The organism is Vibrio sp. M260121, assembly GCF_036533715.1.
GTDB lineage: Bacteria > Pseudomonadota > Gammaproteobacteria > Enterobacterales > Vibrionaceae > Vibrio.
The window spans coordinates 1-14,741 of record NZ_JATABF010000009.1; the positions used below are offsets into that span (position 1 = coordinate 1).

General features: G+C 45.1%; 11 protein-coding genes and 1 other annotated feature. Of the genes, 6 read left to right on the forward strand and 5 right to left on the reverse strand.

Translation table 11 applies throughout. The features are described 5' to 3' along the window. Positions 1-564 precede the first annotated feature (564 nt). The 3 genes from clpB to rluD form a co-directional block, all read right to left on the reverse strand. Positions 565-3,138 carry an ATP-dependent chaperone ClpB gene (gene clpB / locus QTO06_RS07345; RefSeq protein WP_050910935.1) on the reverse strand — a complete coding sequence of 858 codons (2,574 nt, stop codon included), beginning with the start codon at positions 3,136-3,138 and terminating at the stop codon, positions 565-567. 146 nt (positions 3,139-3,284) lie between these two features. Then, complete coding sequence (gene pgeF, locus QTO06_RS07350) at positions 3,285-4,013, reverse strand: peptidoglycan editing factor PgeF (RefSeq protein ID WP_078607822.1); 729 nt, start codon at positions 4,011-4,013, stop codon at positions 3,285-3,287. Between the two features lies 1 nt (position 4,014). After that, positions 4,015-4,992, reverse strand: coding sequence for a 23S rRNA pseudouridine(1911/1915/1917) synthase RluD (gene rluD / locus QTO06_RS07355; RefSeq protein WP_005440614.1), 978 nt, complete (start codon positions 4,990-4,992; stop codon positions 4,015-4,017). A 136-nt stretch (positions 4,993-5,128) separates the two neighbouring features. Here rluD and QTO06_RS07360 point away from each other — a divergent pair, with 136 nt between their 5' ends. From QTO06_RS07360 to yjjX, 5 genes are all read left to right on the forward strand, one after another. Then, on the forward strand, positions 5,129-5,857 hold the full coding sequence (locus tag QTO06_RS07360) for an outer membrane protein assembly factor BamD (protein WP_005425318.1): 729 nt from the start codon (positions 5,129-5,131) through the stop codon (positions 5,855-5,857). Between the two features lie 142 nt (positions 5,858-5,999). Beyond that, positions 6,000-7,469 carry a lytic transglycosylase F gene (locus QTO06_RS07365; protein WP_331407315.1) on the forward strand — a complete coding sequence of 490 codons (1,470 nt, stop codon included), beginning with the start codon at positions 6,000-6,002 and terminating at the stop codon, positions 7,467-7,469. Between the two features lie 377 nt (positions 7,470-7,846). Then, positions 7,847-8,173 carry a ribosome hibernation-promoting factor, HPF/YfiA family gene (gene hpf / locus QTO06_RS07370; RefSeq protein WP_005447957.1) on the forward strand — a complete coding sequence of 109 codons (327 nt, stop codon included), beginning with the start codon at positions 7,847-7,849 and terminating at the stop codon, positions 8,171-8,173. Between the two features lie 108 nt (positions 8,174-8,281). Further along, positions 8,282-8,403, forward strand: a sequence feature (Phe leader region). 13 nt (positions 8,404-8,416) lie between these two features. Beyond that, entirely contained in the window at positions 8,417-9,595 is a 1,179-nt protein-coding gene (gene pheA / locus QTO06_RS07375) for a prephenate dehydratase (protein WP_331407316.1), read from the forward strand. A gap of 42 nt (positions 9,596-9,637) precedes the next feature. Continuing rightward, positions 9,638-10,171: an inosine/xanthosine triphosphatase gene (gene yjjX / locus QTO06_RS07380; protein WP_033000294.1), complete on the forward strand. Its 534-nt coding sequence runs from the start codon at positions 9,638-9,640 to the stop codon at positions 10,169-10,171. 111 nt (positions 10,172-10,282) lie between these two features. Here the strand turns inward: yjjX and trpR are convergent, their stop codons facing one another. Both trpR and QTO06_RS07390 read right to left on the reverse strand, forming a co-directional pair. Further along, positions 10,283-10,585, reverse strand: coding sequence for a trp operon repressor (gene trpR, locus QTO06_RS07385; RefSeq protein WP_005425333.1), 303 nt, complete (start codon positions 10,583-10,585; stop codon positions 10,283-10,285). Positions 10,586-10,598: 13 nt separating this feature from the next. Further along, positions 10,599-12,545 (reverse strand): transglycosylase SLT domain-containing protein, encoded by a 1,947-nt coding sequence (locus tag QTO06_RS07390; protein WP_331407317.1) that lies wholly within the window; start codon positions 12,543-12,545, stop codon positions 10,599-10,601. A 374-nt stretch (positions 12,546-12,919) separates the two neighbouring features. Between QTO06_RS07390 and ettA the strand changes: the two genes are divergently transcribed. Continuing rightward, entirely contained in the window at positions 12,920-14,587 is a 1,668-nt protein-coding gene (gene ettA, locus QTO06_RS07395) for an energy-dependent translational throttle protein EttA (RefSeq protein WP_038888999.1), read from the forward strand. Positions 14,588-14,741 lie beyond the last annotated feature (154 nt).

Genomic DNA, 14,741 nt, shown 5'->3' on the forward strand with positions numbered 1-14,741 from the left:
GCATGTGTTAGGCCTGCCGCCAGCGTTCAATCTGAGCCATGATCAAACTCTTCAATTTAAGATTTTGTTCGGCTCAATGAATACTGAACATTACATAAGTAATGTTTGAATTGACTGTGCTGAATCTTTCGATTCAATGGTCACTTCGTATCATTGAAACCTAATTTGATACCGAAGTATCTAATTGGATTATCATCAACGAGTGCCCACACAGATTGATAGGTTCTTGTTTTTAAAGAGCACACTCTGAAGTTCTCTTCAAAGTGGACGGCCATTTTAGCGAGATAACTTATCGTGTCAAACACTTTTTTAAGTTATTTCTCTGTGAGTTACTTCCTAACTCACTGACCTTGTTATCTCGGCTTCGCTTTGTTTGCTTTCCCGTGACAACGGAGGCGCATTATAGGGAGTTCGTTTAGGAACACAACCCTATTTTTCAAAAAAACTTATCTTTTTAGTTTGTTCGTATAGAAAACAATCAAAACTCGATAAAAGTGCATCAAAAAGGGGGCTACCGCCCCCTAAACCTTGAACTTCGTCTCACTTTTCACTGCATTAGTGAAATTACTGGTGAGCGATAATTTGGTCGTTGTTCACAATCAGCTGTACTTTCTTATCTGGTAATATTTGACCAGCCAAGATTGATTTCGCTAATGGGTTCTCAACATTCTGTTGAATTGCACGTTTTAAAGGTCGCGCACCATAGACAGGATCGAAACCAACTTGAGCAATCAAATCGAGGGCTTTCTCGGATACCTCTAATTGATAACCTTTTTCTTCTAAGCGTTTCGCTAGACGCTCTAGCTGAATAGAAGCAATCGACTTAATGTGCTCTTGGCCAAGAGGATGGAAGACCACGCTTTCATCAACACGGTTTAAAAACTCTGGGCGGAAGTGCTTGCTAACCACATCCATTACTTCATTCTTAATACCTTGGTAATCCAACGTCGCAAAGTTCTCCTGGATACGAGCAGAACCCAAGTTCGAAGTCATGATCACTACAGTGTTACGGAAATCCACCGTTCTACCCTGACCATCAGTTAGCCGACCATCATCCAATACTTGCAGCAGAATATTGAACACATCTGGGTGTGCCTTCTCTACTTCATCTAATAGGATGACAGAATAAGGTTTACGGCGAACTGCTTCTGTTAAATAGCCACCTTCTTCATAGCCAACATAACCCGGAGGCGCACCAACCAATCTCGCCACAGAGTGTTTCTCCATGAACTCGGACATATCGATACGTACCATGGCGTCTTCACTATCAAACATGAAGCTCGCGAGTGTCTTACATAGTTCTGTTTTACCCACACCTGTTGGACCTAAGAATAAGAAGGAACCAATCGGTTTGTTTGGATCGGATAAGCCAGCTCGACTACGACGAATTGCGTTAGACACCACTTCAACCGCTTCTGCCTGACCAATCACGCGTTTGTGCAGAACCTCTTCCATGCGGAGCAGTTTTTCTTTTTCTGCTTCGAGCATTTTAGAAACGGGGATACCCGTTTGCTTAGAGAGTACCTCTGCAATCTCATTGTCCGTCACCTTGTTACGCAGCAGCGTCATCTCTTGCATTTCAGCTTGAGTAGCAAGATCGAGCTGTTTTTCAAGCTCAGGAATACGGCCATATTGCAGTTCCGACATGCGGTTTAGATCACCAGCTCGGCGTGCAAAGTCCATATCCATTCGGGCTTGCTCTAACTCACTTTTAATATGTTGAGTGCCAGATAGTGCTGCTTTTTCTGCATTCCACACTTCTTCTAGCTCTGCATATTCACGTTCTTTCTCGTTCAACTCGTCGTTAAGTACGTCCAAGCGTTTTTCACTTGCTTCATCATGCTCGTTACTCAGTGCTTGCTGTTCGATCTTAAGCTGAATGATTTTACGTTCGAGTTTATCGAGCGATTCTGGTTTAGAGTCGATCTGTAGACGAATACTAGAAGCGGCTTCATCAATAAGGTCGATCGCTTTATCAGGCAACTGACGATCCGAAACATAGCGATGCGACAAACTTGCCGCTGCCACGATCGCTGGGTCGGTAATCTCTACATGATGGTGAAGCTCATAACGCTCTTTCAAACCACGAAGAATGGCAATCGTGTCTTCAACCGTTGGTTCATCCACCAGCACTTTTTGGAAACGACGCTCAAGTGCCGCATCTTTCTCTATATATTGGCGGTATTCATCCAATGTAGTTGCGCCAACACAGTGGAGCTCACCACGAGCCAATGCTGGTTTTAGCATGTTACCGGCATCCATTGAGCCTTCACCCTTACCCGCGCCAACCATGGTATGAAGCTCATCAATAAACAGAATGACGTTGCCTTCTTCTTTGGCTAGCTCATTCAATACCGACTTCAAACGCTCTTCAAATTCACCACGGTATTTTGCACCTGCAACAAGTGCGCCCATATCTAACGAAAGTACGCGGCGGCCACGTAGCCCCTCTGGTACTTCATTATTAATGATGCGTTGAGCCAAACCTTCAACGATAGCGGTTTTACCCACACCGGGTTCACCAATGATCACAGGGTTGTTTTTAGTACGGCGCTGCAATACTTGGATGGTACGGCGAATTTCATCATCACGGCCGATAACAGGATCTAACTTACCCTGCTCTGCGCGTTCTGTTAGGTCTATGGTGAACTTTTCCAATGCTTGGCGTAGTTCTTCCGCGTTCGGGTCATTGACCTTTTGACCACCTCTGATCTTTTCGATCGCTTGGCTAACTTTCTGCTCGGTCAAGCCCATCTCTTTTAATAGCTGACCAAGTGGGCCACGGTCTTCTAATGCTGCAAGCAAAAAGACTTCGGAAGAGATGTAGGAGTCCTGACGCTTTTGAGCCACTTTGTCGCACAAATTGAAAACTGTCCCCATAGAGCTAGACAGCTGAACATCACCGCCGATGCCACTTACTTTAGGCAGCCGGTCTAACATTTCGCTCAATTTAGAGCGTAGATGAGTCACGTCAACATCTAACATGGTTAGCAGTGGACGAATTGGGCTACCGTTCTGATCAAGCAATGCCACCATTAGGTGCACAGGTTCGATATATTGATGATCGCGCCCTAACGCTAGTGACTGAGCATCAGAGATAGCGATTTGAAACTTACTTGTGAATCTATCAAGACGCATATCTTTCTTCCTAACCTCAACTTAAGAAAATTCTTTTGACAGTTAGAAAGATGGATACGCAGAGCGGGAATTTCAAGGGAGTGAATTAATAAAGATAGCTTTGCAAAAATGAAGCTATGCATCTCAACACTTTTGCGTTGTAGTGATCAGTCCTCAATCCAAATAAAAGTGGCTTGTCGACCTGTCACACCATCACGGCGGTAGGAATAAAAGTCATTTTTGTCTTGGAAAGTACACAGGCCAGAGTCAAATACTTGAGTGACACCAAGTTTGTTGAGACGTTGAGTTGCAAGCTTAGACATATCCGCCAGCCACTTCCCTTCAATATCACGAGGTGTAAAGGCTTGATGAGCTTGTGAATCAAAATCCACAAAGGCTTGCAGAACATCTTCACCGACTTCAAATGCTTGAGGGCCAATTGCTGGACCAAGCCACGCCATTACCTCTCCAGAAAACAACTCTAATGCATTTTCAACAATGCCATTTGCTAAGCCGCGCCAACCAGCATGAACAGCCGCTACTTGGGTACCTTGCGTATTGGTTAATAGAACAGGCAAACAATCCGCCGTCATGGCCGAACAAACAACCTGACTTGAAGAGGTAAACACACCATCCGCATTCAGTACTTGCTTTGTAGGAGCGCTTGCTTGAGCTACCACTGTAGAATGGGTTTGGTTCAACCAGATTGGCGCACTAGGCATCTTTGCTTGTTGCGCCAACCAGTCACGGTTCTTTTCTACGATGGACAAGTCATCCCCTACATGCGCACCCAAATTTAGCCCTTGATAAGGCGCCGTCGAAAAGCCACCGACTCTGGTAGAGGCGAAGGCTTTTACGTTTTTTGGTGCTGGCCAGTTAGGAATAATTGTCTTCATATTAGAACTCGTCAGGTAGACCGAACTCTTCTGTATCTTTACGCAGCGCTTCTGTCATTTCTACCATGTCGTCAGGCACTGGAGCGTGGAATTCTAGCTCTTCACCAGTAACAGGGTGTTCAAAACGAAGCATTACCGCGTGCAGAGCTTGGCGGTCAAAGCCACGGATCATTTCCGTTAACTCTTGTGATGCGCCAGTTGGGATACGAGCACGACCACCGTAAGCAGTATCACCTAATAGTGGATGCTGTAGGTAAGACATGTGTACACGGATTTGGTGTGTACGGCCCGTTTCTAGACGCAAACGAATACGTGTATGCTCACGGAAATGTTCTGCCACACGGTAGTGAGTAACAGCATGTTTACCCATTGGGGCAACCGCCATTAGCGTACGTTTAGTAGAGTGACGACCAATTGGTTTATCTACTTTACCGCCCGCCGTCATACGACCGATTGCAATCGCTTCGTACTCACGAGTGATGTTACGTTTTTGCAGCGCGCGTACTAGACGAGTTTGTGCCGGAACAGTTTTCGCGACCACCATTAGACCTGTAGTGTCCTTATCCAGACGGTGCACGATACCTGCACGAGGTACTTCTGCGATATCTGGGTAGTGATGCAGCAATGCGTTTAGTACTGTGCCGTCTGGCGTACCCGCGCCAGGGTGTACTACAAAATCACGAGGCTTGTTGATTACGATGATGTCTTCATCTTCGTAGACGATATCTAGCGGGATATCTTGTGCTTCCCAGCGTTCTTCATCTTCCAGCTCGGCTTGCAAGGTAATTTCCTCGCCACCCATTACTTTGGTGCGAGGTTTAGTGACAACTTCACCATTCACTTGTACTTTCCCTGCAAGCAACCACTCTTTCAAGCGAGAGCGAGAGAAGTCCGCGAATAATTCGGCGATAGCTTGGTCTAAACGTTGACCTAATTGGCTATCTTTTACGGTGTTGGTTAAAACAATCTGCTGAGCCATATCGAACTTTTTTAAAAACTGTGAGACTAATGCTCACGACTGTGGAAAAATAGACTATTACGTCATTGTATCTGTTACTGGAAAGAAAGTAACGGCAGCTTAAGAAATATTTAGATTCAAGGAACAGACTCCTGATATGAAACATCAGACTTTAACAGGCCTTTTAGCGGTATCCCTTCTGTTTGGCTGTGCAAGCAAAGAAGAAATCGTTCCTGATGTGCCACCTTCTGAACTGTATGCAGACGCTCAAACTTCTCTGCAAAGCGGTAACTGGCTTTCTGCCATCGAGAAATTAGAAGCTTTGGATTCGCGTTACCCGTTTGGTGCCTACTCTGAGCAGGTACAACTTGACCTTATCTACGCGTACTACAAAAACGATGACCTAGCATTAGGTCTGGCAACGATCTCTCGCTTTATGCGTTTGAACCCAACTCACGAAAAAATGGACTGGGTTTTGTACATGCGTGGTTTGAGCCACATGGCGCAAGACCGTAACTTCATGCATGACTTGTTCAATGTTGATCGTAGTGACCGTGATCCGGAGCCAGTGAAGAAAGCATTTGATGACTTCAAAAAACTGCTAGAGCGTTACCCAAACAGTCCATATGCGGAAGATTCACAGAAACGTATGGTGGCGCTAAAGAACCGTCTTGCAAACTACGATCTAGCGACGGCAGACTTCTACTTGCGTCGTGAAGCTTGGATTGCAGCGATCAACCGTTCTCAAGAGCTTCAAAAAGCGTTCCCTGATACAGAAGCAGCGCGCAAATCACTTGAGATTCAGTTAGAAGCCTACAAGCAATTGAAACTGGATGACGCCGTTGCAAGAACGGAAGAGCTTATCAAGCTTAACCCAGCAAACTAATCCTAAACCGCCACAGCCCAAACTGTGGCGGTTTTGTTTTCAACCCTCATCAATTTTGTCTTATCCTTTCTCGTTACCACATTCACTTACTTGATGGTTTTTTAAGCAACACATATGCTTAAAGTTCTCCTCCACCATTAACATGGATGTGAACGTGACCCTATCAAAGCTATGGGCGGGACTGTTGATCCTACTCTCCACTTCGAGTTTTGCGCTCGAACTGTCCCCTCTCAGACAACCACCTTACACCGGCGATCTCGACATTATTAAAGAGAAAAATGTTCTACGAGTTTTGGTGTCTGCCGATCTTGGTTTCTATTACATCGAAGGTGGGGAGCCAAAAGGCATTGGTGCAGAGTTACTGGCTCATTTCGAAAAAGATCTTCGTAAACTCAAACCTAAAATCAATATTCAAATCATTCCTGTATCTCGTGATGAGCTGCTTCCCTCCCTTGAACAAGGATTAGGAGATTTGGTTGTTGCGAATCTCACCATTACCGACGCACGTAAGAAGTTGGTTGATTTTAGTGATCCTGCCATTACGGGAATTGAAGAATGGGTAATCACCAATAAAAAAACACCTGTGATGACCAAGCTTGATCAGCTAAGCGGCAAAGAAATATGGGTACGTGCCAGTTCAAGTTACTTCGAGAGCATTCAGGCATTAAACAAGCAACTTAATAAGAAAGGCTTACCACCTGTTGTTGTCCATTTCGTAGAAGAAACACTACAAGACTACGAACTGGTAGGAATGCTCAACAATGGTTATGTCAAAGCCATCGTTCTTGATAGCCACAAAGCCAAGTTGTGGATGAGCTTTATGGACGATATCCGTGCTCATACCAAAATCCCAATCCGCAAAGGCGGTGAAATCGCTTGGGCAATGCGTCACGACAGCCCTGAGCTAATGAAAGTGGTGAACAAATTCATTCGCACAGCCAAATCTGGCACCTTACTTGGTAACGTTATTTACGGTAAATACATCGACAACACCAATTGGTTGAACAAGGCATTGAACCCGAAAAAGATTGCTCAGCTTGAAAAGCTCTCTGCTCTGTTTTCTAAATATGGGGAGAAATACGACTTTGATTATCTGCTGATCGCTGCAGTGGCTTATCAAGAGTCGGGGTTCGATAACAACTTAGCGTCTAGCCGTGGCGCTGTCGGTATCATGCAAATCTTACCAAGCACTGCGAGTGACCCGAACGTAAACATAAAAAACATTCGTAACTTGGAAAACAATGTTCATGCAGGCGTGAAATACATGGCGTTCCTGCGCCGCTACTACTTCAGTGATGAGGCAATCAGCAAAGAGAACAAACTCTACTTAACACTTGCGGCATACAATGCCGGGCCAGGAAACGTTGAAAGAATGCGTAAGCGCGCGGCTCAGCAAGGCTACGATCCCAATGTTTGGTTTAACAACGTTGAGGTGGTGACGCGTAGGAGCTTGGGGGAAACCGTAAGATATGTGACCAATGTGAATCGCTACTACGTGATCTACAAGCAGCTAGAGAGCCTTGATCTCGCGAAAACGCTGGATAACGTTTTACTTGTTCCAGACGATCCCGTTTTTATGACGCCGCTGAGAAGAGTCAGTCAAACCCCATAATCAGAGAAACTCTTAATAGAAAACCAAAAACGCCGCTCAACGAATTAAGCGGCGTTTTTGAATCTAACTTACTGTGCACTTTAAGAGTGATCTGATTCACATCTTTGTTCTGGTTAATTTTTAACTAACTAGAATTACAGGCCGTATAACTCCCCTAAAAACGGGTTAGTTTTCAGCTCAGTACTCTATCCAATCTAATGATTTCGAATCCGATAACAAGCAATTTTCACATAAATCTCAGCAGTTCTTGAGTGAGATCACATTCATTTTCCATCTCCAAAAAGCCGCTCAAAATAGCGATCTAGATCACATTCTTTTATCCTCAAAGCGGTAATCTGAATTCAACCCATGAGGGATGAAACAGAGGAAAAACATTTATGACAATGAACATCACTGGTAAAAACATCGAAATCACCTCTGCAATCCGTGCTCATATTGAGAGCAAATTTAAAAAGCTGGAGAAATGGCAAGTAGACATCATTGGATGCCAAGCAACTTTCAGTGAGGAACCAAACAAACAGAAGAAATTCGAAGCCGTTATTAAAGTTCCTAAAGGCCAGCTAATCGCCTCAGCAACTCACGAAGATCTTTACGCAGCTATCAATGAAGTGGAGCAAAAACTAGAACGACAACTGAATAAGCTGACCCACAAACCTGAAGCTCGACGTGCGAATAAGCCTGAGCTAGTGGAAGAAGAAGAGTAAACCGTCCAGATTGAGGAAGTAGCGCCGAAAGGCGCTATTTTTTTGCTTGACGCTCCCCGCCTGCTTGCTTATTGTGTTTAAACACTCACAAATTAAGCACTATTTATGCATTCAACAAACCTGTTTCTTTTTGACTTCTTTTTCCTTCCATAGTTGGAGGGGCTAACTCGTTTGTGAAAGAAAAGTCAAAAACAAACAGAAAGCCTCCCAAATCGGGGGGCTTTTTTTATAAGGAAAGAATTGATGACTGACCAACCTATTTCCCTAGAAGAAATTCGTTTACGTTTGAATGAGCTGGATGACGAGCTGCTAAGCCTGTTGTCAGAACGCCGCAAGCTCAGTATTGAAGTCGCTAAAAGCAAAGTTCAAACGTCGAAACCTGTTCGTGATGCAGTCCGTGAACAACAACTTCTAGTAAAACTGATCACCAACGGCCGTGATAAATACGAACTCGACGCTCAGTACATCACCAAACTTTTCCATACCATCATTGAAGATTCTGTTCTTCTTCAGCAAAGCTACTTGCAGAACTTGGTTAATCCGCAGCAAAGTTGCAAGCCTCTTGCTCGCGTTGCTTTCCTTGGTGCCAAGGGCTCTTATTCACACCTTGCTAGCCGCGAATACTTCAGCCGCAAGAACACAGAGCTAATTGAACTTAACTGTGAACACTTCAAAGAAGTAACTCAGACCGTCGAATCTGGTCATGCTGATTATGGTGTTCTGCCAATTGAAAACACCAGTTCAGGCTCTATCAATGAGGTCTACGACCTACTGCAACACACGACGCTGTACATCGTTGGTGAATTGACTCAACCGATTGAGCATTGCCTAGTGGCGACTAAAGACATTCGTCTCGAGAACATCAAAACACTTTACTCACATCCGCAGCCACACCAGCAATGCAGCGAGTTTTTAAGCCGTATGAAAGGTGTGAAGTTAGAGTCTTGTGCAAGTACTGCAGATGCGATGCAAAAGGTACAAGAGCTTAATCGTGATGACGTAGCAGCAATCGGCAATGCTTCAAGCGGTAAGCTTTACGGCTTGCAAGCGATTCAAGGCAACATTGCAAACCAAACTGAAAACCATACTCGTTTTATCGTCGTTGCTCGTAAACCGGTTGAGGTATCCACGCAGATCCCAGCTAAGACAACCCTGATCATGTCGACGTCACAAGAAGCAGGCTCACTGGTTCAAACACTATTGGTTATTCAGCGTTACGGCATCAATATGACCAAGTTAGAGTCGCGTCCAATCATGGGGAACCCATGGGAAGAAATGTTCTACGTTGATCTAGAATCCCACCTTGGTTCTAACGAGATGCAACAAGCGATTGATGAGCTAACAAAGATCACTAAGCACTTGAAAGTACTGGGTTGCTATCCAAGTGAGAACGTAAAGCCGACTCAAGTAAAACTAAGCTAACGGACTATTGTAAGTAAAAAGAACATGGTAGGTAAAAAGATCATGGCAACCCAAAAGGTCGTAATCGCTTCCTTAAACCCGGCAAAAATCAAAGCGGTAGAGAGCGCTTTTCAAAGTGCTTTCTCAGAGCAAAGTTTTGAGTTTGTTGGTGTCAGCGTTCCAAGTGAAGTCGCAGATCAACCGATGTCGAATGAAGAAACTCATCTCGGCGCATTGAACCGAGTCCGTAACGCAAAAACAGAAATGCCGAAGGCGGATTTCTACGTAGGTTTAGAAGCAGGGATTGAAGGAAAAGTCACTTTTGCTTGGATGGTGATTGAGTCCGACACACATCGTGGGGAATCACGCTCTGCAAGCCTTATGTTGCCACCTGAGGTATTACAAAAGCTGGAACATGCCAATGAGCTTGGGGACGTGATGGATGCAGTATTTGGTACCGACAACATCAAACAGAAAGGTGGTGCCATTGGTCTACTGACTCAAAACCAACTGACGCGCAGTTCGGTCTACCATCAAGCTTTGATTCTGGCGTTGATTCCTTTTACCAACCCTGAACATTTCCCAGCGAATCTATAACTGCGAGGAGCTTATCACGAGCTATAAAGCTCATAGCAGCGAATTGCACATATGAAAAAGGGCGGAGATTCCGCCCTTTTTGCTGACTACGAAGAGAGTTCAACTCAAAGGTTATTGAGCCCCCTGCTCTAGCAATGTCTTGAGTTTGTCTTTGTCCGTATCAGATTTCGACTTTAACTCATTCGAACCACGAGTGATGGTGGCAATACCCACTCCAAGCATTTGACTGATTTGACGCTGAGACAGCTCACCTTTGAGCAACTCATTCAGAATGTTGACGCGTGCGGTGAGCGATTCTCTTTCATCCGGCGTCATTAACATAGTCAACAACATCTCGTGTTGCTGGTTATCCACGCTAGAACGGATCAGTTCGACAATCTGTTGCCAGTCTTTGTACTCTGGTTCGTGTGACATCAAGTTACCTCACTCAATACTTGGTATTGATCTCATTTGGGGTCAAGAACGAACCATCTACACCTAAAAGGTCGCGGTAGTAAGTTTCAAACATCAAAATGTTCTGCACATAACCACGCGTCTCTTTAAATGAAATCGCTTCAATAAAGGAATAAGCGTCGACTTTTCCTTGTGTTCGATCTCGCCACATTTTTACTCGGTTAGGTCCTGCATTATAAGCAGCGAGCGCGAAAATACGATTATTATCGTAATCCTCCATCAAACCTTGTAAGTAGTGGCTACCAATCTCGATGTTCTTACCCACGTTGTACAGGTCTTGCGTACCTTGATATTTGAGCTTGTACTTGTTCGCCGTGTACTTAGCCGTCGCAGGCATAATTTGCATTAAGCCACGAGCACCTACAGGCGAACGCGCCTCCGAATCCAACGCACTTTCTTGTCGAGCGAGTGACATCATCGTAATCGGGTCGATGTTGTGTTTCTCAGCGTAGAAGTTAAACCACCAGCGATGCGCCACCGGGAAACGCAATGGGATGTTATCCCACATTTCCGCCTGAATACTCGCAATCACGGTGAGGTTGTGCCAACGCTTAGAAGCAGCATAAGCGGCAAGTTGCGTTTTCTCTTGTTTACTCACACGACGAAGCAAATGGGTCCATTCACTCTTCGCTGCAGCAATTTTGTCGGTCGCGATTAGTTCTTCAATACGTGCCAAAGATTTCTGGTATGGCTGAACTGCTTTCTTGTCTAACTTAACCGAACTTGATGGGTACTTAATTGACTGACCAATCGCATTAGCCGCAGCAACACTGTAAAAGTTACGCTGGCCGACCAATTTCGACAAACGTTGCTTACCCGCAGTTGCATCACCCAAAGCGATTTCACTACGACCTAGCCAGTATTGCCACCGAAGCGTTGCCTGTTCCTTATCATTTAAAACCGCAATCCACTTCTGTACGCCTTTCCAATCGCCGTTTTGAATCGACAAACGAATGCGGCTTTCAATCAAGGGTAAATTCTTACTCGACTTCGTTTTATCATCACGCCAATTTGCTAATGAGTCCGACTCAGTACGAATCAAACGGATCGCAATGTAGTCAGCCAGAGCTTGCGCTTTCTCAGGGGAGAACTTTTGACCTTTCACAACCGCAGCATACGCATCTTGCGCTTGCTTAGTATTTTTACGAGCCAATTTCTCTAACGCATATTCACTCTGAGCGCGATTGAAGTCATTAGCCGGTTGTTTCTTAGCAAATGCAGCGACCGTTTCTGGTTTATCAAACAGCGCTTTCATTGCTTTAGCTTGCTGCTTCGCTTTGGCTGATTCTGGCAGTTTCTGCAGGTAGCTAATCAAGCCACCATTGCGCGCATCAAACGCCAACAACATGCGTTGCAGAATCAACTCATCGGTACGCTCCCCCGCTTTGTCCCAAGCGGAGAACAACGGATCACACTCGTCAGCGATACTCTTTCCACGCAACCACATATGCTCAGCGCCTTTAAATGCGGCGACTTGCTTACCTTGTTTTAATTGAGCAACGTAGAAAATACATTGGTAACGCTCGCCACTTGGCTCCACTTTCTGGAACTCGGTAATGGTTTTCCAATCTTTCTGACGATAAAGGTTATCTAAGTAAGGGGCGCGAATTCGACGTGAGAATGGAAAAGCCTCGTGGTCACTAATAAATTCGTCTACCTGTTGTGGAGACTTACTCGATAATTGCCTCAGAAACACCCGATAATCCACATAAGGGGTGAGTGGATAGCTGGCAATTTTAGAACGGATAGACAAATAGCCATCGATGTCATTCTTGTCTAATAAATCTTGAGCTTGTTCATAAACTTGGCGCTGTTTTTCTAGGCTCAGCGCAGCGTTTGCTGACACACTTACCGCACATAAAGCGGCTGCGTAGCATACTCTTTTAGCCAATTCCGATACGTTGAATCTCATGTGCGTCATTTTCCCCAGACGTTTCTCACTTCATTTCTCACCACTGCTGAATACAGGCGTGGTAAGTCATAAAGCATATGCATCTATTTACACCGTATTAAGTTCTTATTGTAAAGCGACTTGATGTAATAAATGTTGTACTCGTAAAACTTTAGAACCCTTTAAGGCAAATAGATTCCAGACAATTCATCCATCCTGATGAATTGTCAGTGTTTGCATTTAAGGTGAACAAGAAAAGTGTATACCCTAAAGTTGTGAGTTTCCGGTCAGCAATGAAGAAGAAATCACACGAGATGCTAATTTCTTGCAATCCGGTAACAAAACTCAAGGAGTTGGTATAAAATAGACGCTTTGAATGACAGTTAATTTAGGAACGATCGGCAATGGCTGAATACGTATATACCATGTCGCGGGTGAGCAAAATCGTGCCACCTAAGCGTCAAATTCTTAAAGACATCTCTCTAAGCTTCTTCCCAGGTGCAAAAATCGGTGTTCTAGGTCTGAACGGTGCGGGTAAATCAACTCTGCTACGTATCATGGCGGGTATCGATACTGATATCGATGGTGAAGCGCGTCCACAACCTGGCCTAAACGTAGGTTACCTACCTCAGGAGCCAGTACTAGACGAGTCAAAAACGGTTCGTGAAATCGTTGAAGAAGCCGTTGCAGATGTTGCTGGCGCACTTAAGCGCTTGGATGCGGTATACGCTGCGTATGCAGAACCAGATGCGGACTTCGACGCACTAGCAAAAGAACAGGGTGAACTAGAAGCGCTAATCCAAGCGAAAGACGGTCACAACCTAGATAACGCGCTAGAGCGTGCTGCTGATGCACTTCGCCTTCCTGAATGGGATCAAAAGATCCAACACCTATCAGGTGGTGAGCGTCGCCGTGTGGCTATCTGTCGTCTTCTTCTTGAAAAGCCAGACATGCTACTACTAGACGAACCAACCAACCACTTGGATGCGGAATCTGTTGCATGGCTAGAACGTTTCCTAGTTGATTACAGTGGTACTGTAGTTGCGATTACCCACGACCGTTACTTCCTAGATAACGCAGCGGGTTGGATCCTAGAACTTGACCGTGGTGAAGGTATTCCATGGGAAGGTAACTACACCTCATGGCTAGAGCAAAAAGATGCGCGTCTACAACAAGAAGCGTCGCAAGAAAAAGCTCGTCAAAAGACCATCGAGAAAGAACTTGAATGGGTTCGTCAAAACCCTAAAGGTCGTCAGGCGAAATCTAAAGCACGTATGGCGCGTTTTGAAGAGCTACAAAACACTGACCACCAAAAACGTAACGAAACCAACGAACTGTTCATCCCGCCAGGTGAGCGTCTAGGTGATAAGGTAATCGAAGTGAACAACCTGACTAAGTCATTCGACGGTCGTGTTCTTATCGATGACCTATCGTTCAGCATGCCTAAGGGTGCAATCGTGGGTATCATCGGTGCCAACGGTGCAGGTAAATCGACTCTATTCAAGATGCTGAGCGGCACTGAGCAACCAGACTCAGGTACGATTGAGCTAGGTGAAACAGTGAAATTGGCGTCTGTTGAGCAGTTCCGTGACTCAATGAACGACAAGAACACCGTATTCCAAGAGATTTCTGAAGGCGCTGACATCATCAAGATCAACAACTTCGAAATCCCAGCTCGTGCATACTGTTCACGCTTTAACTTTAAAGGTTCAGACCAACAGAAAGTTATCGGCGAGCTTTCTGGTGGTGAGCGTAACCGTGTACACCTTGCTAAGCTGCTTAAAGCTGGCGGTAACGTACTGCTACTCGATGAACCAACCAACGACCTTGACGTTGAAACACTACGTGCTCTAGAAGAAGCGTTACTAGAGTTCCCAGGCTGTGCCATGGTTATCTCGCACGACCGTTGGTTCCTAGACCGTATTGCTACGCACATCATCGACTACCGCGATGAAGGCCAAGTAAACTTCTACGAAGGTAACTACAACGAGTATATGGAATGGCTGAAGAAGACCCTTGGTCCTGAAGCAGCTGAACCACACCGCATCAAATACAAGCGCGTATCGAAGTAATTTCGGTTATAAGGCGAGTGTGCGGTATATCACCTTACGCTCACCTCTGCTTGTAATTCGTACAAAGGTCGCTATCATAGCGGCCTTTGTTGTATGTGTTGCATAAATAGCTCGAAGTACCTCTCAAGTAGGTCAAGAGCATGACCATTAGCCA